General features: G+C 70.9%; 24 protein-coding genes. All 24 read left to right on the plus strand.

What is annotated here, in order from left to right; translation table 11 throughout:
• The first annotated feature begins 14 nt into the window (after positions 1-14).
• Positions 15-1,322, plus strand: coding sequence for an Eco57I restriction-modification methylase domain-containing protein (locus OG906_RS41375; RefSeq protein ID WP_329449063.1), 1,308 nt, complete (start codon positions 15-17; stop codon positions 1,320-1,322).
• Positions 1,323-1,452: 130 nt separating this feature from the next.
• Positions 1,453-2,010, plus strand: a complete 558-nt coding sequence (locus OG906_RS41380; protein ID WP_024127013.1) for a hypothetical protein — start codon at positions 1,453-1,455, stop codon at positions 2,008-2,010.
• A gap of 162 nt (positions 2,011-2,172) precedes the next feature.
• The gene (locus OG906_RS41385) at positions 2,173-2,847 is read left to right on the plus strand and encodes a GNAT family N-acetyltransferase (RefSeq protein ID WP_329449062.1); all 675 of its coding nucleotides are present in this window, start codon (positions 2,173-2,175) and stop codon (positions 2,845-2,847) included.
• A gap of 527 nt (positions 2,848-3,374) precedes the next feature.
• Entirely contained in the window at positions 3,375-3,839 is a 465-nt protein-coding gene (locus OG906_RS41390) for a hypothetical protein (RefSeq protein WP_329449061.1), read from the plus strand.
• A 77-nt stretch (positions 3,840-3,916) separates the two neighbouring features.
• Positions 3,917-4,219 (plus strand): hypothetical protein, encoded by a 303-nt coding sequence (locus OG906_RS41395; RefSeq protein WP_024127017.1) that lies wholly within the window; start codon positions 3,917-3,919, stop codon positions 4,217-4,219.
• Positions 4,220-4,341: 122 nt separating this feature from the next.
• Complete coding sequence (locus OG906_RS41400; protein WP_181411817.1) at positions 4,342-4,680, plus strand: hypothetical protein; 339 nt, start codon at positions 4,342-4,344, stop codon at positions 4,678-4,680.
• A gap of 252 nt (positions 4,681-4,932) precedes the next feature.
• Positions 4,933-5,295 carry a hypothetical protein gene (locus OG906_RS41405; protein ID WP_024127019.1) on the plus strand — a complete coding sequence of 121 codons (363 nt, stop codon included), beginning with the start codon at positions 4,933-4,935 and terminating at the stop codon, positions 5,293-5,295.
• A gap of 146 nt (positions 5,296-5,441) precedes the next feature.
• The gene (locus OG906_RS41410; RefSeq protein WP_329449060.1) at positions 5,442-6,458 is read left to right on the plus strand and encodes an N-6 DNA methylase; all 1,017 of its coding nucleotides are present in this window, start codon (positions 5,442-5,444) and stop codon (positions 6,456-6,458) included.
• 47 nt (positions 6,459-6,505) lie between these two features.
• Positions 6,506-7,858, plus strand: a complete 1,353-nt coding sequence (locus tag OG906_RS41415) for a DUF4007 family protein (protein WP_329449059.1) — start codon at positions 6,506-6,508, stop codon at positions 7,856-7,858.
• 211 nt (positions 7,859-8,069) lie between these two features.
• Positions 8,070-8,678, plus strand: a complete 609-nt coding sequence (locus tag OG906_RS41420) for a hypothetical protein (protein ID WP_024127023.1) — start codon at positions 8,070-8,072, stop codon at positions 8,676-8,678.
• Positions 8,679-8,787: 109 nt separating this feature from the next.
• Positions 8,788-9,471 (plus strand): hypothetical protein, encoded by a 684-nt coding sequence (locus OG906_RS41425; RefSeq protein WP_212728548.1) that lies wholly within the window; start codon positions 8,788-8,790, stop codon positions 9,469-9,471.
• A 284-nt stretch (positions 9,472-9,755) separates the two neighbouring features.
• Complete coding sequence (locus OG906_RS41430; RefSeq protein WP_329449058.1) at positions 9,756-10,493, plus strand: hypothetical protein; 738 nt, start codon at positions 9,756-9,758, stop codon at positions 10,491-10,493.
• Positions 10,494-10,567: 74 nt separating this feature from the next.
• The gene (locus OG906_RS41435; RefSeq protein WP_329449057.1) at positions 10,568-11,362 is read left to right on the plus strand and encodes a deazapurine DNA modification protein DpdA family protein; all 795 of its coding nucleotides are present in this window, start codon (positions 10,568-10,570) and stop codon (positions 11,360-11,362) included.
• Between the two features lie 5 nt (positions 11,363-11,367).
• Entirely contained in the window at positions 11,368-12,291 is a 924-nt protein-coding gene (locus OG906_RS41440; protein ID WP_443067516.1) for a Mom family adenine methylcarbamoylation protein, read from the plus strand.
• Positions 12,292-12,394: 103 nt separating this feature from the next.
• Positions 12,395-12,961, plus strand: coding sequence for a hypothetical protein (locus OG906_RS41445; RefSeq protein WP_329449055.1), 567 nt, complete (start codon positions 12,395-12,397; stop codon positions 12,959-12,961).
• A gap of 75 nt (positions 12,962-13,036) precedes the next feature.
• Positions 13,037-13,594: a hypothetical protein gene (locus OG906_RS41450; RefSeq protein ID WP_329449054.1), complete on the plus strand. Its 558-nt coding sequence runs from the start codon at positions 13,037-13,039 to the stop codon at positions 13,592-13,594.
• Positions 13,591-14,496, plus strand: a complete 906-nt coding sequence (locus OG906_RS41455; RefSeq protein WP_329449053.1) for a hypothetical protein — start codon at positions 13,591-13,593, stop codon at positions 14,494-14,496. The genes OG906_RS41450 and OG906_RS41455 overlap by 4 nt, the downstream gene beginning before the upstream one ends.
• A 75-nt stretch (positions 14,497-14,571) precedes the next feature.
• Entirely contained in the window at positions 14,572-15,228 is a 657-nt protein-coding gene (locus tag OG906_RS41460; protein WP_329449052.1) for a hypothetical protein, read from the plus strand.
• Positions 15,229-15,589: 361 nt separating this feature from the next.
• Positions 15,590-17,644: an NAD-dependent DNA ligase LigA gene (ligA, locus tag OG906_RS41465; protein ID WP_329449051.1), complete on the plus strand. Its 2,055-nt coding sequence runs from the start codon at positions 15,590-15,592 to the stop codon at positions 17,642-17,644.
• A 181-nt stretch (positions 17,645-17,825) separates the two neighbouring features.
• Positions 17,826-19,589 carry a hypothetical protein gene (locus tag OG906_RS41470; RefSeq protein WP_329449050.1) on the plus strand — a complete coding sequence of 588 codons (1,764 nt, stop codon included), beginning with the start codon at positions 17,826-17,828 and terminating at the stop codon, positions 19,587-19,589.
• 101 nt (positions 19,590-19,690) lie between these two features.
• On the plus strand, positions 19,691-20,152 hold the full coding sequence (locus OG906_RS41475; protein ID WP_329449049.1) for a hypothetical protein: 462 nt from the start codon (positions 19,691-19,693) through the stop codon (positions 20,150-20,152).
• 73 nt (positions 20,153-20,225) lie between these two features.
• Complete coding sequence (locus OG906_RS41480; protein ID WP_212728689.1) at positions 20,226-20,630, plus strand: hypothetical protein; 405 nt, start codon at positions 20,226-20,228, stop codon at positions 20,628-20,630.
• A gap of 128 nt (positions 20,631-20,758) precedes the next feature.
• Positions 20,759-21,388: a TetR/AcrR family transcriptional regulator gene (locus OG906_RS41485; RefSeq protein ID WP_329449048.1), complete on the plus strand. Its 630-nt coding sequence runs from the start codon at positions 20,759-20,761 to the stop codon at positions 21,386-21,388.
• Between the two features lie 42 nt (positions 21,389-21,430).
• On the plus strand, positions 21,431-21,820 hold the full coding sequence (locus tag OG906_RS41490; RefSeq protein WP_329449047.1) for a hypothetical protein: 390 nt from the start codon (positions 21,431-21,433) through the stop codon (positions 21,818-21,820).
• The last annotated feature ends 114 nt before the right edge of the window (positions 21,821-21,934 follow it).

Below are 21,934 nucleotides of genomic sequence, written 5' to 3' on the forward strand. Positions count from 1 at the left end.
CCCTGCGAGGAAAGATGACCACCCGCACCCTGCCACCGGGCGCCTACGACAAGCTCACCGCCACGGTCACGCGCGACACCGGCGACCGGCGCACGGCCGCCCTGTGGATCCACGCCGCGGCCCTCGCCCGGCACGCCCACGACCACGTCCTGGCCCCGGCCGACGACCGCCCTCCGGGCCCGGGCGGCCTGCTGAAGTCCCTGGAGAGCCTCGCCAACTGCCACCCCGCGCTCATCCCGCTCGTCGATCCGGCCGTACTGCCGCTGTGGGAGCAGCCGCTCGGCGCGGCCGCCTGGGCTGCCATCGAGGAGTTCTGGGACCGGCACCCCGCTCTGGAAGGTGAGCACCGCGTGGACGGCTACGCGCTCGGCGACACCTACCAACTGCTGTCCGAGGAGGCCCGCAAGGGGCGCGCCCTGTGCCAGACGCCGCCCTGGGTCGCCCGTCTCCTGCTGCGCCTGTCACTGGAGCCGGCGATGGAGGAGTGGGGGCCAGCCGATGCCCGGATGATCGACCCTGCCTGCGGGACCGGGCACATCGCCGTCGCCGCGTTCCACATGGTCCGCGTCCCGCCGATCCGCGGCCGCCGGCCCGCTCCGGTCGGGCACGGGCCGCGGGCCGTCGAGCGGGCGCTCGCCGCGGTGTCGGGTGTGGACCTCGACGCGTACGCCGCCGCGCTGACCGCCTACCGGCTCCTGGCGAGCTCGGCGCACGTCCTCGGCGTGAGCCTGGACCGCGTCCCGGCGTCGTGGCCCGTCAACGTGGCCGCCGCCGACTCCCTGCTGGACCGCACCGAGCCCCTGCTGGCCGCTGGCGCCTACCACGCGTGCGTGGCCAACCCGCCGTACATCACCCCGAAGGACCCCACCGTCCGCGACCAGGTCCGCGCCGCGTACCCGCAGGTGGCGGCTGGCAAATACTCACTGGCCCTGCCCTTCACCGCGCTGATGCTCGAGCACCTGGCCGTCCCGGGCGGCTTCGTGGCGCAGCTGACCGCGAACTCGTTCATGAAGCGAGAGTTCGGCAGGCGGTACGTCACCGAGTTCCTGCCCCGCTTCGACGCGCGCTGGATCATCGACACATCCGGGGCCTACATCCCGGGCCACGGAACCCCCACCTGCATCCTCGTCCACCGGGCCCGGCCGCCGGTCGGCGACACGGTCACGGTGATCCGGGGCAACCGTGGAGAGCCCCACGTTCCGGAGGACCCCGCACGGGGGTTGGTCTGGAGCGCGATCGAGGACGCGGTCGACAGCCGGCTGGCCTGGGACCGATTCCAAGCGGGGGCGGAGCTCGCACGGCGTGGTGGGGACACTCCTTAGATCGTTGCGTATTCGCATTTCAATGTGTATTGTTTCTCTCGGATCGGGCCAACGCCCCACCACACCAACCCACTTGACGAGCGCAGCTCTAGGCTTCGCGCCGTCCCAGTGCATCCGGGGACTGATACAGATGAAGCGGAACAAGCCGCTCATAAAGCGCCGCAAGGCGGGAACACAGCACGAGCGGCGGAGGCCGTACCAGTGGCAGGAGAGCGCCACCACCTATTGGGCGCTGGCCGTGCCCCAGGCGTTCGCCGGGACCGGCCAGACCGTTCTCGACATGACCGGAGCGGTGCCCGCGGGCGCAGACGAGTCGTCCCCCGACAGCCCGCGCTACGGCTCCTCATTGCGCTGGCGGCTCGACCGCGACGGCCAGACCCAGTTTGTCTATGGCAAGGAGGTCTGGCGCCGCTACCAGGGCGAGAGTCAGGCGGCCTACGGCAAGCGCATCGCCGAATCGTTCCGTCGGTCCCTCCCCACCTCTCCGGACGTGTACCACGTGTTCGTCGCGGAGCGGCCGGGATGCGCACGCGGAACGCGATGCCCGCTCACGCAGCACTGGTACACGGCCATCGAGGCCGACCTGTCGACGCATCGGCCGGATCGGTGCCCGATGGGCGTTCTCAATGACGGCCCGCCCTGGCGCCTGATCGGACAGACCGTTCCTGACGGCCGCCACATCTACTGAGGCCCCTCCGCACAGCACTCCGGGCCGTCCGGGCAGCTCGCCCGCTCCGGTCGGCCCGGCCCCGCCCCGGTCCAGCGTGACCGAGCCCGCCGTTGAGGACCCCTCCGGCGGCCCACAACCAGAGGCGACGTACTGCGCCTCGCATCACCGCCAGGAGCCTCCATGGGTACCACTCGCACGCGCCTGCCCGGCATCACCTTCCGGGACGCGGCGCCCACCGACGCCGACGCCGTCATGCGCCTCCTCGCCGACGTGAATCCCGACGACCCCAACGCGTTCGAGGAGGTCCGGCCGAACCTGTCCCTGCCGCAGGAAGGGCCCCTTTCCCACTTCCGGGCCCTAATGGTCGTGGCCGAAAGCGATGAAGGCGAGACGCTCGGCGTCCTCCTGGGAGGCGCTCCGCTGTGGCTCTTCGACCATCCCGGCATCGACGTGCCGCTGGCGCACCTTCTGGCGGAACGAATCGCGATCATCACCGCCGTTGCCGTGGACCCCGATCAGCGCGGGCGAGGCATCGGGGCCGAACTCATCCGGCATTCCGTACGCCGCTTCACACGCGCCGACTACGGGCTGCTGACCCTTAACTGCTTCCCGAAGCTGGAAAGCTACTACCAGGGTCTCGGCTTCTCGATCATGAACGACCTGAACGTGGCCCTCGGCCCCCTGAACGCGGTCGGGCACCGTTGGGGCGACACCCGGGTGGCCGCCCGGCTCCTGGACCGATACACGACCTTCGTCGACGTCCCGGGCCTTCCCTCCCCGGTCGTCTCGGGCGTCCTTCCCAACACCCGCATGGCCCGTGGGGCGTACTTCGACGGGGAGCAGTTTTGTGCCTGACCCGATCACGGCCCGGGCTGTCCGCACTCCCGGGCCGCACAATTCACGCACGGGTGCAGGTGTCGGCCGGCATCCAGAACGAAGGAGGAACTGATGCCGGTTGTCGACGGGAAGAGCCCGAGCCCATGGCGCCGTTGGGCGCTCCGATGGGGCGCGCCGAGTGCAGCCGTCGCCCTGGTCAGTGTGTGGGTACTGGAGCCCGGCAGCGTTGTGGGCGCGATCATTACAGCCGGAGTGGCGCTGGGGGCGCTGTTGGTCTTCGTCGGCACGATGCCCCGTCGGCAGCCGCCTGGAGAACTGCGAGCGCGCAGGGATGCCGGCGGGAACGAGTAGAGCAGCTCCGCGCCGCCACGGGTTGCGCTGAGCGCTCGAACTAGGTGGAAGGCGGGGACGGCTGACTGACCGGACCCGCCTTCATCAACCCCTTGACGTTGCGTATTGCTTTTTCGTTGTGTAGATTGATCACATCGCTGGCGGGTCCTCAAGTCCACGCCGCGTCCACCCCGTTGCCGTTCAGGAGCCCTGCCATGCCCGTTGCCGTCGCCCATGAGGTCGCCGCCGCCCTTCTCGCCTACCGCCAGAGCAGCAACGACATCTGGCTGACCCTTGTGGACGTCACCACCGACCTGATGCACCTGGCCAGCCACATGCGGGCCGACTTCGAGCGCTGCCTCGACGGCGACGCCAGGGCGCGCCTCGACGAACGGCCACTGGCCGCCATGCCGAACCTCGCCCCGTCCGTCGGGCCGATCACCAACACCGACGACTCGGCCGCCGAAGACCACCTCTTCGACAACTACGTGCACGCGAGCGACGCCGCTGCTGCCCTCCGCGTGCACATGGCAGACGACGCCTACCCCACCTGCTCGAAGGCGCTGTACGTGCTGCTCAACGATCTGCGCGCCTACACCCATGACCTCGGCTTCGACTTCGACGAGGTCATGCGAGCGGCATCACAGGCCCACCGAGTCGACCAGCGCAAGGCCAAGTAGCACCACAAGCCCCCGGCGGCACCGATGCCCTCGGTGCCGCCGCCCCGACAGACATCCCGCCCGGAAGGACCTCCATCATGACCACGCCCCTGATCCCCGCCCCGGCTCGGTCCGGCCGCGGCTCGATACGCATGCACCTCGACCGCGGCGAGCACCCCGCGACCCGGGTTCCGCTTCTGGGCAGCGATCTCGACAACCCCTCCGCCGTCTGCGGAGGGTGCGCCAACAAGGTGTTCAAGCAGCTCCACGACGGCCGGGAGCGCCTCAAGTGCGGTCTTCTGCCCCGCGGAAGCCGCGGGCTGCGCGGCCCCGATCTGCGGGACTCCATGCCCGCGTGCGTGAAGTACGCCGCCGCGCCGAGCGCTCTGCGGAACGCCTGAAAGCCGAGCAGCCCGACCCGACCGGCAACGCCTCTCCGCGTTGCCGCCACCCACGGCGGCGCGGTGGGGCACAGCCCAACATCACCTCAGCCCGCTCTCAACGACCCGGGGAACTCACGCCGATGACTGTGTACTTCACGTTCATACCGTCGCGCCGGAAGAAGCCGGCCGATCTGACCGCGATGGAGTTCGCCCCGAACCAGGAAGTTCCCGAGCGGGCACTTAAGCGCCGCGTGGCCCACCACCACGGCCCGACCTATTACGACGGCGTCAAATACGGCACGTCCCTCGCCGACAGTCCGGCCGAAGACTTCCCCGACGCAGACCCCAGTGCGTATCTGCTCGTGTGGAGGCGCTCCGCCACCCAGGTCGCACCGAAACGGGGCGAAGCACCCGACGAGGTGTGGACCCTCACCCCGCGCGGCCGAGTGGTCAAGAACTCCGCCGACGCGACTCGGTGACGGTAGCGAGGCTCTAAGTCCGGCATCCGGCCCCGCGCAAGCCGCATGCCTCGCCCCTGAGTTGCGTAGGTCCACGCCTCCGTGCGTGCAGTACGCCGCCCGGCACACGAGCAAGCACCGGACCGCCCTCGGTTCCCACAGGAATGAGCCTCGCGCCCCAAGTCGGGGCGCGTGCAGGCCACCGAGAGGGCTGGGCTCCCTCAGACTCCGCACCCCCAACACCACCCGCACTCACCCTTCGGAGGCGTGATCATGCTGCCCGGCCTCGCCCAGCACATCGACTTCCAGCCCGCCCACAACAACTACACCCGCGGGTTCCTCGTGGTGAACAAGGCCAGCCCCACCGTGCACGGGTACGTGTGGGAACACACCCTCTCGGACGGCACGACCACGTGGGTCGCCCAGCCCGATGCGACCAACGACGCCTCGCGCATCCCCGGATTCCAGTCCCGAGAGTGGGCCGGCGAGTTCCTGTACGAACGCGAGTGGCCCAAGTTCATCCATCGCGAGGACGCCGCGGCCCATGCCCTCCCGGAGCCGGGATGCACCGACCACGCGCCGTGCGGGACGTGCTCCCTGTGCGAGCCGGACCTGTCCCGCCGCGGAGTCCTCTGAATGTGCCGGGGGTGGCCGCTCGTACGGCACCACCCGTCACCACAACGTGCAGGCCCGGGGGGCCGCGGACGGTGCGTTCTCGCCCGCGGCCCTGGCCCTGCCCTCCTGTTCCCGACCAGCAGACCCACCTACGTCCTGGAACCCTCATGTCCACTGACACCACCGCCGCCCTCGTGATCGAGGCCGTTGACCAGGCACACACCCACAAGGCCCAGAACTGCACCGATCCAAGCTGTGCCCGGCATGCCGGCACGACCGACTGCCCCCCGATCACCGTCAGCCGAAGCCCCGGTTCCGTCCTCGGCGAGGCGGTCGCCGACGCCTGGTACGCCGCCGGCGGCAGCCGGCTGGACATCCCCGCAGGGGTCGTCGCCGCCCTCGCACTGTGGCCCCAGAAGTCCCCGGGCGCCGAGGCCGCCGACACGATCGCCGCGTACATCGCCGCACAACCCCCGCGCGTCCTGGTCCGTGGCCTGGCCGAGAGCGCCAACTACTACTGGCGCCTTCGCCCCGACCTGTGGACCACCGCCCGCCCCCTGTTCGACTGGACAAGAGAGGACCTCCACGACACGCACCTCGCGGGCGTGCGGGCCGTGACCCGCGCCGCAGTGCGCCACGGGGTCCTCCAGCACACCGGAGACACCGACCCCGCCGGTAGGTCCCGGATCGACCTGCTCTCCTGGGTCATCACAAGCCTGCGCCACCACCACTCCCGGCGCAGCCTCGGCGAGTACCACACCCCGCCCGATGTCAGCGCCCTGATCACCGCGATGCTGGCCAACGACGGCAGTTCAGAAAAGCGGCCCCACCAACGCGGCGAGTGGGCTCTCGAGCCGACCGCCGGGACCGGAGGGCTCTTCCGCTCCGCCGCGCAGGAACTGCGCCGCGACGGCGAGGACCCAGCCGACCGCGGCTGGGTCATGCTCGAACTCGACCCCCTCGCCGCCGCCGGAGCCGCCGTCAATGCCCTCGTATGGGAACTGGGCCCCCGGGCGGTCGTCGGCTGCGGAGACGTCCTCGCCCAGCCCGACCTGGCCGAGGACACCCTCGCCCAGGCGCGCGACGTGGCCCGCCACCGCGATGACGTCATGAAGATGGTCCGCTTCGCGATCGCCACCCGCACCACCAAGCAGCTGCTGGACGCCCTCACGGCCAGCAGGTAGCCGCATGGCCCGGCCCACTTCCGTGGGCCGGGCCGAAAGGAGGAAACGTGGCGCACGTTCACGACCACACGGAGGGCCAGGCCGTGACTCAGGCGCTGCGCGCCGTCCTGCCCATCCCCAGCCGGACCCGCGTGTACATGCTGGCCTGTGGATGCCCTGACGCCGAGGGCTGTCTGACCTGGTACATCGACACCGAAACCCGGGCCTACGAGCTCGAACTCGCCCCCGCCCAAGCCCGCCTGCGGCACGTCCAGGTGACCAGCCGACCGCTCGTCGGCGACGGCACCACCTGGAGCGAGGACTTCCTCGTCCCCGGCCCACCGGCCCACCGGCCGACTGGGCGCAGCCCCTCGCGCGTCTCGTCGCCCGGCTCACCCTCTCCGACCGCAGCCCCCTCTCACTCGACTGAGTCTCACCAAGGGATCACCGTGCCGAACCACACCCCCATGACCGGCTGCCTGCCCGCCTTCGGCCGGCACCGCGGCTACCCACCCCGCGACGGGTGGCTCCGCAAGGTCTACCTCGCCCTGCTCCAGGATCACGCCGCCCTGCGCCGCCCCGACGCGACCGTCGTGCTCGGAGTCGGCAAGAGCATGGTCCCGGCCATGTCCTTCTGGTCCCAGGCCTTCGGACTGGCCGCCCGGCACGGCCGGGACTTGGTGCCCACCGACCGGGCCCACTGGCTCTTGGACGAGGAAGCCGGAGCAGACCCCTTCCTTGAGCTCGACACCAGCCTGTGGGTGCTTCATTGGTGGCTGGTGAGCGCCGAACGGTGCCATGTGCCCAGCTGGCGCTACCTCTTCGGGTACTCCCCGATCAGCCGGTACAGCCGCGCAGAACTGCAGGGACGCCTTGTGGCGGCCGCCGAAGCCGCCGGCCACAAGAGCCCGGCCCGATCGGTAGTCGCCGCGGACATTGCCTGCCTGGTCAGCATGTACGCGCTCCGGGACCGCGACGCAACGGGTGTCGAGGACGAACTCGCCAACCCCTTCCGCACCCTGCACCTGCTCGACCCCGAACCTCCCGCTGGTGGAGCTGCCGGCCGAAGCCACGGCGTGGCCGTCCGCCGCACCGCCGGCCGCCGCTGCCCCGACGTCGTCCAGGCGTACGCGAGCCTGGACTTCGCCGCCCGCACCGCAGGTCCCGCGCCCGGCTCCATCAGCCTCGCCCGTCTCGCCTCCGATCCCCTCGGGCCGGGCAGGCTTTTGCTCACCGGCAACGAAGACCTCCGCCGGGCCGTGCACAGGGTCGCCGGCCGCCATGCGGATCTGGCCGTTGTGCAGTCCGGCGACGGGCAGGAGACCCTCGCCTACTCGCGCGGGCCCGCTCTCCTCGCCGAGGAGGTCCTGGCCACCGCCTATCCCGCCCTGCAGCCTGATGCCGGCCGCGCGTGGGGGTAACTCGCTGCTCGGTCCGGGTCCTGACGGCTTCCGCCTTCGCCGCCGGGATCCGAGCCGACGCCGCGATGGCACCGTGATGCCCGCGGGCACACGACGCGACTCAATGTTGCTTATTCATATTTCACTGTGTATTCTGATCTCAGTTGGTGGTGCTCGCCCCCTCGGCTTGAGCGTCCCAGCCCTTCCCTACCGACGAGATCAGGAGACACTCATGCGCATCAAGACCGGTGAGCAGCACCAGGGTTGGACCGTGGTCGACCAGGCACGGCGCGAGTGGCGCGGCTCCTTCGAGGGTGTGTGGCTCGGCGTAGACGAGTCCACGGGGCACTGGATGGTCGGCCGCCAGCACGACGGGCAGTCGATGGATGACGGCTTCGACACGACCGGCAACTGGTCCAGGTCCCGGATCTTCCGTGAGGACAACGAGTACCTGAACATGCGCCGGGCCCTGGCGGCGTACGACGAAGAGGCCAGGAACGCGAGCGATGTCTGGAACGGAATGTGGGACCAGCGCGCCCACGAAGCCGTCGCCCGGCACCTTGCGCACCGCGTCCCGTTCCCGGCCCCGCTCCAGCTCTCGGCCGGATGGATCGGGCGGGGCCTGAGCGACTCCCACTCGCCGATGGGGGCGACGATTCCGCTCGACGGGCCGGTGGCCAAATATGAGCTGATTCGCTACCTCCAGGGTCAGACCCGGTTCGACGAGACCGTGACGGAGGCGGGATCGGTCTCCGAGCAGGAGGCGTACCAGCTGATCATCAACGCGACCGGGCCGATCCTGGTCGTGTGCCGGGGGGTGAAGTTCTACCTCAGCAAGTAGGCCGGACGGCACGTGAGGCGCGGGGCCGCGAGCACCGCGCCCGTGCCGCCAGCCACCCACCCGACGCACCGAAAGCGAGGACGCCGCCCCCGGGGGCGGCGGAGAAGACATGGACCACAAGAACCTCATCGGCCACGACGGCGCCGTTCACGAGGGTCTGCTCAACAGCCACACCGGCTTTCTGATTGACGTGGTCTGCGACGCGGGCCGGTACTCGGTCGTCCACCACTACGAGCACTTGGACCCGGCGCGCGTCACCGACGCCCCGCTCTCCTGTCCGGCGTGCGTCGCCGCGAGCCCGCCCGCCGCCGGGTCCCTCCACCGCGGTCGTCTGGCCCACCGGTACGCCAAGGACGTCCTCGCCCGCGCCGACAACCGCGGATATCCGCCCGGCCTGGACGACGAGGCACTGCGCCTGGCGTTCGTGGCACTCACGGTGGAGGACCCGCCGTCCCAGCGTCTCTACGCGCTGATCAGAGAGCACTTGGCCGACATGCTGACCGATCGTGCGCTGGCCGTGCCGGAAGGGATCCCCCAGGTCCTGGTGCCCTACACGCGGTACACCGGCGGCGAGGTCCAGGCTCCGGTCGGGCCTGGGGACCGCCTCATGCGCGACGGCGTCGCCAGCGGCCACTTCCCGATCGTGCGGGTCGAAGCGGTCGAGGAATCACCGACCGGCGTCACCGTCACCGTCCGAGAGAAGGACTGGCACCCGTTCACGTGGTCCGCGCAGGAGCTCGGCCGGTGCTTCTTCAAACTCGACCGGGCGCCGCTGCCCGCAGCCGAGCGCTGACCGGCTCTCGCGACTCCACCTGACTCCGCCGTCACCGGCCGCAGGCGGGCGGGCACCCACTGCTTTCGCTGCGGCCCCTGCCCCGCGGGTGTGCGCTGAGACAGCCGCCCGCCCCTGGCGCCCTGGCGCAGCTCCACCACCGCGCGCCCGGCACCTTCACGCCCCGGCCCTCCACCCGCCGCCTTCGCTCCGCGCCCCGGCCGCGCTCCCCCACCGCCGGCCACCCGACGCACCCGCCAGTCGTACGTCGCCTCTCCCCGCCTCGTCTCATGGAGCGCTCCGTCATGCCCTCAGTCGATTTCGACCCGCTCGTCGCCGAGGAGCAGCTACTCGCTGCGGCACGCGCTGGGATCCGCTCGATCACGCACGCCACCGGAACCTGTACAGCCCAGGACCTCTCGGAACTTCTCGCCCAGCAGCTCCGCGCCGGCCTGCTCCGCCAAGCCCTCCCCCTCCCGGGATCCTCGGGCCCCGGTGAGCTCGACGTCGAAGCCGTGGTTCAGGCGAACTACGAGCTGGAGACCACCATCCACGGCCGGGCCGCGCAGGTGCGCTTCACGCCGGGTCTTGCCCAGAGCGGTGTGGCTCACGGGGAGCACATGGACGTCCGGGCCGCCGTGTCGCTCACGTACCGGGTCAGCCTCCAGTTCGAGTGCGCCGTGGTCAGCACCGACCGCGGCCAGAGCTGGTCCACGGCCCTCACCAGCGCCCGGCGCCCTTGGCTGACGTCTGCCAAGAACCTGTGCCCTGAAGTCGGCGAGCAGGTGACCGCCCTCATGCACACCCCCGCCCACGGCCCGGGCCTCGCACCGGTCATCGACGCGGCACGCCTCGTCGCAGCCACGCGGGCCCTGACCCGGCTCCGTGTCGCGCAGGGCGACCTTGCCTTCGCCGGCTCCCGCGCCGTCGCGGCCCGGGCCGTGTTCGAGCGGTACGGCTGCGGTCCTGGCGACGCAACCCGGCTCCACGCGCGTCTGCGGGAGCTCGCGGCCGCGCAGGACAAGGGCCTCGTCGGCTGGTGAGCCCTGCCCGCCGCCGCGCGGAGGTCCCGCGCGGCGGCACCGCCCCACCCGATGCCTTCACGTTCGGAGAGGTCATGCCCGTTCTCGTTCCAGCACAGCCCGCACAGGCGGCACCGCCGTTGCCGACCTTCTGGCTCGGCGTCCACCGCCCGCACTGGCTCAAGGAGAGCCGCGTGCCGATGTTCGTGTCGAACCGCCAGCTCGCCCGCGTCAAAACCCTTCCCCGCGCCGGCCACTCGTGGGCGCTCGACAGCGGCGGCTTCACGGAGATCACCAAGTTCGGCGAATGGCGCACCACCCCGCAGCAGTACGTGCAGCAGATCCGCAGGTACAGGGATGAGGTGGGCCGGCTGTCCTGGGCCAGTCAGCAAGACCTCATGTGCGAGGACGACGCGCTGCGCATGACCGGCCTGACGATCGACCAGCACCAGGACCTCACCGTCGCGAACTTCCTGACGTTGCGCGAGCTCGCCCCCGAGCTCCCGATCATCCCCGTCGTCCAGGGGTGGCTTCGTCCCCACTACGCGCGGTGCGTCGAAAAGTTCGCGGCGGCCGGCGTCGATCTGACCAAGGAGCCCCTCGTCGGCGTGGGCAGCATCTGCCGGCGGCCCAGCACCTTCACGGCGAGCTGGATCCTGGAGGACTTGCACGCCATGGGCTTGAGGTTGCACGCCTTCGGCTACAAGAAGACCGGACTCGACGTCTCGTGGCGGCACGTGGCTTCCGCCGACAGCATGGCGTGGTCGAAGGGCGGCAGGTTCGAGCGGACCTGCGGCACGCACAAGAGCGAGGCCAACTGCCTTCCCTACGCGTTGCGCTGGCGCGAAGACCTCCTGGGCCACCTGGCCGCGGTCCGGGAGGCGGCGTGAACGGGATGCCGGTCATGCCCAGCGCCGGTGAGCTGCGGGCGATGGTGGCGGGCGACCCGCGAGGCTATGCCCAGCGGTGGTCGTTCGGCGTACCCAGCTGGCGGCACGCCTCCGAAGGAGGCTTCCGCAGGGCTCGATACGAGGTCGTCCGGATCGACGAGCAGACGGCACGCCGCTACGTCACCTCACAGCACTATCTCTCCGGATGGCCCGCAGCCATCCAACGCTTCGGGATGCTGGACACCGAGGCCGAGGCCGGCCCAGACGATCAGACCGTGCACGGGCACGTCCTGGTCGGAGCCGTGGTGCTCGCCTCCCCGATGAACGAGCGAGTTTTGACCGTCCCCTTCCCCGGACTTGCTCCGTACGCGGAGAGCGCCGAATTGGCCCGACTGATCGTCAGCCCTTCCGTCCCGGCCAACGGGGAGACGTTCCTGGTGTCCCGAGCCCTGCGGCTCGCGGCGGAGAGCGGGCTGCGCGCAGCAGTCTCCTTCGCCGACCCCATGCCGCGCCGACGGGTCACCGGCGAGGGTGTCGTGATCGGCTCCCCTGGCCATCTAGGCATCGTCTACCAGGCGCTCGGCGCCCGGTTCACGGGCCGCGGCACCGCCCGGTCCCTGTGCTTCCTGCCCGACGGGTCCGTACTCAGCGCACGGTCAAAAGCCAAGGTGACCGGGCGGGAGGCTGGCAGCGGCGGGGTCGTCCGCCGCCTCGAACTTCTTGGGGCGCGGCCGCTGCGGCCCGAGGAGGAGCCGGCTCGCTGGCTGGCCGAGATCCTGCCGGCGATCGGCGCCCGCGCCGCTCGTCACCCCGGCAACCTGCGGTATCTGCTGCCCGCCGCGCGGACCCGGGCCGAGAGGTCGAGGACGGTCTTCGGGATGCCCTCTCTTCCGTACCCGAAGTGGGCGGATGATCGTCGCCCCGCCTAAGACGTTGCGTATTGCTTATTCGATGTGTAATGTGGTGGCTGTGATCGAGCGGCGGATTCGCTCTCACCGACCGCACTCTTCGACCCTCACCCAGAGGACAACCGTGGACATCCCCATCACTGCACGCCAGGCCGCCCGCATCGCCGTGGCGCGGAACGCCGGGATCAACATGAATCCCGTCCGCGAGTGCACCAACGCGGACCGCGCGGCCTGGGCCAGCGAGGCGCTGGAGGCGTACAACCAGCACGCCCCGACGACTCTGTTGCCCGTGCCCGAGCGGACCGAGCGCGTTCGGCTCGGCGTCCTTGCGGCCGAAGCCATGGCCCAGGTCGCCTTCAACCACCCCGGCGACCAAGTCGTCGACGACCAGGAGAGCGCCGACCGCGTGATCGGGGATCTGGTCGCGCAACTCTTCTGCCTGACGGACGGACGGGTCAGCTCCCGGGACCTCTACCAGGCCGCCGAGGAGCTGCGCAGCGAGGCGTTCCCCGTCCACCTCACCGCTGTGTGCGCCGTCGTCGCCGCCGGAGCGGAGCGCGAGGCGGGGATGCTCGCGGCGCTCTTGGACGCGGCCCAGTCGTTCGGGTGCGACGTCCCCGGCTTGGTCGCCAGCGCCCGCGACTACTTCGAAGACCTCAAGGCCGAGGAAGCCGATTCGGCGAGCAGCTGAGCCGACGCCGCTCCCCGAACTGACCCGCTGGGCGGAATGTCCCGCCAGCGCCCGCCGCCCCCGGAAGGGACCCCCATGGACACGATGATCCCCACCACCCGCGCTCAGCAGTACTGGTACCTCGTGACCCTCGGGCGCGACGCGCTGTTGCGCGAACTCGCTCCCCTCAAGCTCTCCGAGGCCCTTACCCGCGATCCGCTCGCCCTCGCCGGACGATGCCTGGCCGCCGACCCGATCGGGTTCCCCGAAGCACATGAGGCGGCCGAACGAGCGCTGGCCCCGCTGCGCACGGCCCGGACGTTCACCGCCACCATCACCGACGAGGACACCACCGTGGAGCACACCGGCGTCGTGCCGGTCCTGGGCGAACGCCAGGCCGGAAACGTCACCGGCCTGTACGCCGAACTCCTCCTCTTCGAACACAGCACGCTGCTCAACAAGGCCGCCTACCGTCTGTCCCGTATGCCCGGAGACCGGACCTGGGTTGTCGACAGCGACTTCCAGCCGAGCGGCCACCCCGGAAGGTTGCAGTCCTTCGGCTCCAGCCGCCTGGGACGCAAGCGGACCCTCCTGCCGCCGCTCGTCGCCGAACTCGACCGCCTCATCGCGCAGGGGCCGGGAGACGCGACGTGACGCTGTACGGCGTCCCGCCCGCCGGAATGCGCCGCGCCATGGCGCCCGAAAGCGGGCGGGACCACGCCCACGCCATAGCCGACGCCGCGCATGCCTGGTGGACGTCCAACCGCGGCGGCTCCAGCGACCGGGCCATTGCGGTGGGCACCCTGGCCGGACTGGCCCTGTCCGCCCCCTCGCGGCCGGACGGCCCCGACTACGGCCCGCTCCTGCTCCCTCTCAACGACGAGCAGCTCATCGACGCACTTCGGGCCGGCTGGAACTCCTTCTGGACGTACGACCCGGACCTGACCGAAGCGGCCCGCCCCCTCCACGACTGGCTTTCCAACCCCACCGAAACCGACATCCGCGGCCTGTCCGACTACGCCCGGGTCCTCGTCCGCGCAGGGCTGCTGGAGTACTGCTCCGACACCGCCCGCGCTGAGTCCGACGACATCCTCGGCCTGCTCATCACCCGGATGCGCAGCTACAGCGAGCGGCAGTCGACCGGCGAGTTCTTCACCCCGGCCGTCGCCGCCGACCACATGGGCGACCTCCTCTTCTCCAACGACCGCAGGCCCGGCGATCTGTTCCTCGAAGCCGCCGCCGGGACCGGCACCATGGCCCGGGCCGCCGCCGCCACGATGCGGTTCTTCGGCACCGACCCCGCCGAGTACCGCTGGTGGCTGAACGACCTCGACCCCCTCAACGCCGCATGCTGCGCCGTGAGCGCCCAGCTCTGGCGGCTCGGTCAGCACGTGACCGTCTCCTGCGGCGACGCGCTGAACGACCCCCGGCTCCTGGAGGAAGCGGTACGGGAACGCGCCGAGCGGGCGACCGCCGAGCAGCAAGCCCGGCCTGTGCTGTACCCCACCAGGACCCGCCCGCCGTTCTGGCCGTGGCAGTCCGTTCCCCCCTCCTGACCCCGGAGGGGCGGCGGCCGGCCCCCTGCGGCCTACCGCCGCCCCTCCGCCCTTCGCACGAAACGGAGCACCCCCATGGCCATCAACACGACGCCGCCGCCCGCCATCGCCACCCTGGTCCCCGATTCCGAAGGACACGGAACGGTCCTTCGGATCGTCTACGCCCACCACCTGGACGGCGAGTCCTTGGCCTTCCAGCTCTTCCACCGACTCGTCCGCCGCTTGCAGGCAGGGACACCCCTCCCGGACGAGATCACTCACTCCGAGGTGATGGCCCTCCTCGGTGAACAGGGCGCCGACTGCGCCGAGGGCTGGCACTCCTCGGCGAACGAGGCCACCGAGGAAGCCTCGAACGAGGCATGGCAGTGGGTCCGGGATCAGGTCAACCGCCTGTTCCCCGGCCTGTCCTGGAAGGTCGAGCCCGACCGGCGCATGAACATGCCCGGGATCGACGCCGACCAGGTCGCGGACATCGTCATCCGGGCGCGCCCCCTGGCGTCGGACGTGACCCGCCCGGCCACCATGTTCGACCCGGCGCTCACCTACTACGCGGACGGAACGCACCTGGTCATGCGCGCCAGGGGAACCGAACGACTTGGGCACGCCTTCGGCATGGCGGACGGCACCCCCTACGCCTTCCAGGCTGTGCGGTGGGAAGACGGTGGCGCCGACCTCATCGCCCCCCACGTGCTGCACCGCGTCGAAACCCGGGATGAGGGCGACACGGTCTAGGCAATCGCAGGTCCCGGGCCTCGGAATGCCCCGCGGTCTCCTGCCCTTGGGGCTCCGCCGGCTACCGGGCATCCCGACGAGCCGGCCAGATCTGACCGAACCGGGAAGGCCCGGTCGGGGGCTTGGGCGAACCCACCCCGATTCCGTTGCTTCTTCTTATTTCCATGTGTATATTGGTTGTCGTGAGGGCGGGGCATCGCCGCCAACACAAAGCCAGTTCCGAAGGAGCCGCTTCGCGCGGCTCGCCCTGGCCGTGCACTCCCCTCGACGGCCGGGGCCTGCGAGGCCCGGACGACCCCCTGTCCGGGCCTCGCCCCCTTTCTTCCGACCACTGTCAGACCCTTACGAGAGGATCACCCTCATGACGACTCTTCCCGCCGCTCAGGCGCTGTCCGCCGCGTCCAGCCGCACCGAGTACGAGGCCGCGCTCCAGCTTCTGCGTGACGCCTCACGGACGTACTACGGCGACGGCGACAGCGTCCTGGACGACGTCTCGTACGACCAGCTTCGGCGGTCCGTACAAGCCTGGGAGCAGGAGCACCCGGCCGAGGTCTCCCCGGACTCGCCTACCGGCCTCGTCGCCGACGGGGCCGCGCCCGTCGGCGACGTCGCGCACACCACCCGCCTCCTGAGCCTGGACAACGTTTTTGACGCCGAGGGCCTGGTGGCATGGGGCGTGTCGGTCGAGCGCCGGCTGACCCGCGCGCCGAAGGGCGGGTTCACCGTCGAGCCGAAGATCGACGGCGCTGCCGTGGCGGCCCGGTACCGCAGCGGCCGTCTGGTGCAGATCATCACCCGCGGGGACGGCAGTCACGGCGAGGACATCAGCCACGTCATCGGCCAGATCGACGGTCTCCCCGAGCAGCTGACCGAGCCGGTCACCATCGAGGTCCGCGGCGAGGTCGCCTTTACCCAGGCGCAGTTCGAGACGGCGAACGAGGTCCGTGCCGCGCACAACGCGCAGGTCTTCGCCAACCCCCGCAACGGCACGGCCGGCACGCTCAGGGCGAAGGACCGGCCGTACCGTCTCCGGATGACGTTCTGGGCCTACGGCGCGGTCGAGCTGGACGCGGTCGCGTACCTGCCCGCCGGGGCCACCCATGCGGAAACCCTCGCGGCCGTGGCCGCAGTTGGCATCCAGACCACCGCGGACTCCGCGGCCGGGCTCCATGTCGTCGCGGATCTCGCCGCAGCACAGGAGCGGGTGGATGCGATCGCCGCCATGCGTGCGGAGCTGCCCGTCGGGATCGACGGCGTGGTGATCAAGATGAACGACGCGGCGGAGCAGGCGGCGGCCGGGTTCGGCTCGCGCTTCCCTCATTGGGCCATCGCGGTCAAGCTCGCGGCGGTCGAGCGGCAGACCGTGCTGGAAGACGTCGTGTGGCAGGTCGGCCGCACCGGGGTCCTCGCGCCGACCGCGATCCTCACCCCGGTCGAGATCGACGGCTCCACCGTCACCCGGGCCACGCTGCACAACCCCGCTGACATCCGCCGTCGGGACCTCCACATCGGAGACACCGTGACGGTCTACAAGGCCGGCGACATCATCCCCCGCGTGCAGGGGGCCGTGGTCCAGCTGCGGCCGGCGGGGGCGCTGGAGGTACCGCTGCCCGAGGTCTGCCCTAACTGCGGCGGAAAGATCAACAAAGCGCAGGAGAGGTGGCGTTGCGCGCAGGGCAGCGCGTGCGCGCTTCCGGCGCTGATCCAGTACGCCGCTGGACGCGACATGCTCGACATCGACGGCCTCGGCCCGGCGTACGTGGCGGCCTTGGTGGCGTCCGGTGACGTCGCCGACGTCGCCGATCTGTTCACCCTGACCGCCGAGCAGCTCACGGCAGCATCCGGAAGCGCCAAGCTGGCCGCCAAGCTCGCCCAGCAGATCGAGGCCGCCAAGGCACTCCCCCTCAGCCGGGTCTTCTGCGCCTTGGGCGTCCTCGGCACCGGGCGCAGCATGTCCCGCCGCATCGCCCGGCACTTTGGCGAAATGAACGACATCCGTCAGGCCGACGCAGCCGCGATGCAGGACGTCGAGGGCATCGGTCCCGAGAAGGCCCCCGTCATCGTCGAGCAGGTCGCCGCGCTTGCACCGGTCATCGACAAGCTGATCGGCGCGGGAGTCAACATGAAGGAGCCCTCGGCGGGAGTGGGTGAAGGGCCGCTGACGGGCAAGGTCGTCGTGGTCACCGGCAAGATGACCGGGGTGCTGGCGGCCTACACGAGGACCGAGATGAACTCCCTGATTGAGAAGGCCGGCGGGCGCGCGGGCAGCAGCGTCAACGCCAAGACGTCCATCCTGGTCGCGGCGCCGTCCGCCGGTGGCAAGCCGAGTTCGAAGGCGGTCAAGGCGGCCGAACTCGGCGTCGAGGTTCGCACGCCGGAGGACTTCGCCGAGATGGTCGCCGACTACCTGGCCTGACCGGAGGGGACCAAGTGGCGGGCGCGCAGGGCTGCGCGCCCGCCACCGGCCCTGAAGGAGCGGCCCGTCTCCTTATCCACAACGTTGCGTATTCCATTTTCAGTATGTATTGTCATCTCATCGCCTGGTGCACAGCACCCGCGAATTTCCCCCAAGTCCCCTGTGTCCAGGTAGGGATGACATGAATTTCCATCTGTCCGACGTATCCGACTCCGAGTTGCTGGCGGGCGTCACTGCGGCAGCCAAGCGGGCCCCTGTCGGTGGAGCCGATCTCCTCATCCTCACTGAGCTCCAGCTGCGGCTCTACCGCGAGCTCCACGCTGCTGCGGACCATCTGCTCCGGGCGCCGGAGGGCCGCGAGACCTCCCCGGCGAAGTCCGGGCGGGTCCATGACGCCATCGACGGCATCCTCGGCGCGGATGAGGAGATGGCCGTCTTCCGCCAGATGTACGACCACCTGGCGAACGCGGCGCTGAGCGACCAGCGGGTGGCCGACGAGCTGCTGGCGCTGTCCAGTACTCAGCACGGCCCGGGCGGGGCGTTCCTCAAGCGCGTACTGCGATTCGCGGCGGCCGACGCGTACGCCAGCACGGTCCAAAGCCTCCTCGCCGACTTCGTCAGGTCCACGGAGCCGGAGACCGTACGGGCGGCCATGGCACAGCTCGCAGGTCTGGAGTGGGCCCTCGACCCGGACGACAAGCACCACCGGCCGGTCATGGACACCACGGACGGCGTCGTGAACGACGCCGATGGCGAAGTCCGCCGGTTCCGGGCACTGGGGCTTCGCCCCGAGACGGGCACGGTCCCGGGCGGGGCCCTCACCGGCTCGGACTCCGCCGCTTGGGGCACCCCCGACGAGCACCGCATCCGCATCTGGCGCCGCCGGTACGTGGATGCCCACACCCAAAGCCTCGACTTCGCCCTGATGAAGGCGAAGGCGTACCGCCGGGACGCTGAACGACTGGCGCCCTACGGCCACCCGGACGGCCCGGAAGCGGCCGTTGCCTTGCAGCTGCGACAGGAAGCCGACCGAGCGCGCTCCGCCCGCCTCTTCCAGATCGGCGACTCCCTCGCCCAGATGGCACTACGCCGCGTGGTGCGGCGGGCGGACAAGGCCACGACCCCGTTCGATCCTGCCCACCTCCCCGCCTCGCGCGGGATGCTGTTCCTCGACACCCCCCTGGACCTTCCCAACGGCCGACGCATCGTCGGCTACGTATGGGGCCCGTGGTCGCCCCGGACGGAAGAGGGCTGGTTCCTTGTCCGGCCCGACCGGTACCTGGAGCCGGTGGAGCCCCCGCACGATGATGTCCCCTGGACATGGGTCACTCCGCTGACGTGTGACGAGTCGCTGCTGAAGCTGCCGTTCTCGCCGTACGACACCCTGATGGCGCGCCCCGGCGAGGCCCTGGAGCCGGAGGCCCGGCTGCGCGACCCGGACAACCCCGAGCGGTACCGCAGCGGCTCGGCGCGCCAAGGCTGCCAGGAGCTGATGACGCGCCACGTGCGCGCCCTGTGGGAGCTGCTGACCCAGCACAAGCGGACCACGGTGCGGGTCCTCTCCCACCAGGTCCACCAGCTCAAGCCCAGCAAGCGCGAGGCCGAACGGCGGCGGGGCATCCACGACTCCGGCCAGGTCGAGAACTGGTGGGTCGATCCGGACGCGGGCGAGCGTTTCCAGGAGCAGCGGCCCAGCCATCCCCGCGAGAGCGGGTCCGGCCACACGCTGACGGTCCGCTACTGGAGGGGCGAGCACGAGCGCCGGCAGTGCCCGAATCCCCACCGGCACGCCGCCCTGGAGACGGCCAAGGAAGGTAGCTGCCCGCACTACGAGATCACCATCCCCGAGCACCCCGTGGGGCCCGCCGACGCGCCGTGGTCCGACCGGCTGCGCCGCGCCCGGGTCCGCCCCTCGGCGAAGTCCCAGCGCACCGCAGACGCGTAGTCGTCCATCTTCTGGCCGGGCAGGCCCTGCCTGCCCGGCCAGAGCACCCCTTGGCCCATTCACAAAGCCGAACTCCCGATCATCTTCAACCGAGGAGAGCCATGTCCGAAGACCTCCGCCCCCGTACGCACCAGCACCGCCGCTGCCAGCCGCTGCACACCGTCTACGGCCTGGTCGCGCTGCTCGCCGGCTGCGGCATCCTGCTGGAGCAGCCCGTCATGTGGCTGTTCGTCGTGCCCCTCGCTGTCCTTGTCGTCGAAACGCGCCGGCTCGCCCGGAACCGGGCCTGCGCCGCCCTGCGCAGGCGGGACGAGCGCAAAGCCGCCCCGGCTCACGCCCGCTGGGCATGGGGCGCTGCCGCGGCCGGTCTGGACGCCGCCCTGGTGACCGGAGCCTTCGCCGTCTGCACCGTGTTGCTGCTCGGCCATGGTGACGCACTCGTCCTGCGCGGACGGGCAGCGGACTACCTGGCCCTTGGCGCAGGGGCGGCGTTCGCCGGCGCGCATGCCCTTACGCACCGCATGTCCGCCCGAGCCCCGAAGGCGCCGCAGCCCGACGTGTGACAACTCCCCCTGTCGCACCGTGCCGGGCGATCACCCGGCACGCCCTCCCCCTCAAGTCTTCGGAGAGACCGTCATGTTGCACTTCGACCCCGCCACCACGAGCGGCTCGGCCGTCGCGTCCCTGTTCCGCGTGTGGTGCTCCCTGCGTGAGACCGGTCCCGGGCACCGGCCGGAGGCTGCGGAGCTGGCCGGCGCCGTGGAGGAGATGTTCGCCAGCGTCGGCCTGGACCCGGACGGCCCCCCTGCGCAGGTCGAGCCGCCCGGCACGGGAGAGGTGTTCACGGTCTTCGGTCTGCGGTACGACCGAGCCGACGCGCTGCTGGTCGCCGGTGTCATTCCGGGCGAGCACGCCGCTGCCGCTGTCGAACTGGACAGCGACGAGACCGACTTCACCCGGTGGATCGACACCTTCCGCGCCGAGTCCGGGGACGCGGCCGCCAAGGCCGCGCGAGCACAGGTCGAGGGCGGGGACTACTGAGACACCCACACCAATTGTGTTGCGTATTAACGTTCCAATGTGTAATGTGATTGCACGTCGGGTCCGGCGTCCACCGGCGCCCCAGACCTGGACCACTCCCCTCCCTTCCTCCAGCTCAGGAGACGACTGTGCCTACCCCTGTCGTGACCCGCACCCCCGACCGCCGCGTACCCACCGAACGCGGACTTCGGACCCGCCAGAGCCTGATGGAGGCGACGCTCGAACTCCTCGCCACCCGGTCCTACCGCGACATCAAGGTGCTGGACATCGCCCGGGCGGTGGGCACGTCGCCCGCGACGTTTTACCAGTACTTCCCCGACGTCGAGGGCGTCGTCCTCGAAGCGTCCCGGTTCCTGGTCGCGGAGACGAAGGCGGCGCTCGACGCCTTCGAGGACGGTTCCTGGTCCTCGGACGGACTGCCCGGCGCCGCCCGGCTCGTCGACGCAGTACTCGACGGCTGGAGCGATCACCTCCCGGTCATGCGCGTGCTGACCGCCGTCGCCGCCGAGCGGGACCCCCGCTTCGTCAAGGCGTACTTCGCGGCCACCCGGCCCGTCGTCCGTGCCCTGACGGCGGCCACCACCCAGACGACCACGCCCGACGACGAGGGCAAGGAACTGGTCCACGCCCTCGTTTCCGGCCTGACCGCCGCCGCCGGACACGAGAACGCCGGAAGCGTCCAGGGGCTGACCAAGCGCCAGCGTCGCCGGGGGCTCGCCCGCCTCGTCCACGCCGCCGTGACCACGGCCGACGCCTAGAGCTCACGCTCCGCCACCAGCCGCAATCCCAGGGAGCCCACCTTGATCCAGCCAGCCTCTCTCGCCCTCGGCTTCGGCCTCGGCGTCCTCAGCGTCCTGATCCGCGCCCTTGCTCTGCGCATCCGGCCGCGCCGCACCCCCCTCCCCCTCTCGGTCGCCTCGCCGAGCCCCGAACTCGTCACCGCCATGTCTGCGGCCGTCGCCGAGCGGTACCCCAACCTCGGAGGGTTCGACTACGCCACCGTCAGCGTCTTCGAGCGCAACGCACCGGAGAACACGGTGTACCTCACCCCCGCGCGCGGCCCCCACCGGGGCGCCATACGACTGGACCCGAGCGATTCAACCAGCCCCGGTGGCAGGGCCGCCCGGCTGCTGGCCGAGATGGACCTGCCTCACGTCGGCGTCCTGGTCATCCCGCTCGGCCCGCGCTGACACGGCTCTCGCCGCCCCGGACTCGCTCCGGGGCGGCGAACGACCGGCCCCCATGACCGTCAGCCACTGCAGGCCGCCCCCTCCCATCCCCCGATCCCCGACCCGTCAGCGAGG

Origin of the sequence: Streptomyces sp. NBC_01426 (assembly GCF_036231985.1) — a bacterium.
In the GTDB taxonomy this organism is placed as follows: domain Bacteria; phylum Actinomycetota; class Actinomycetes; order Streptomycetales; family Streptomycetaceae; genus Streptomyces.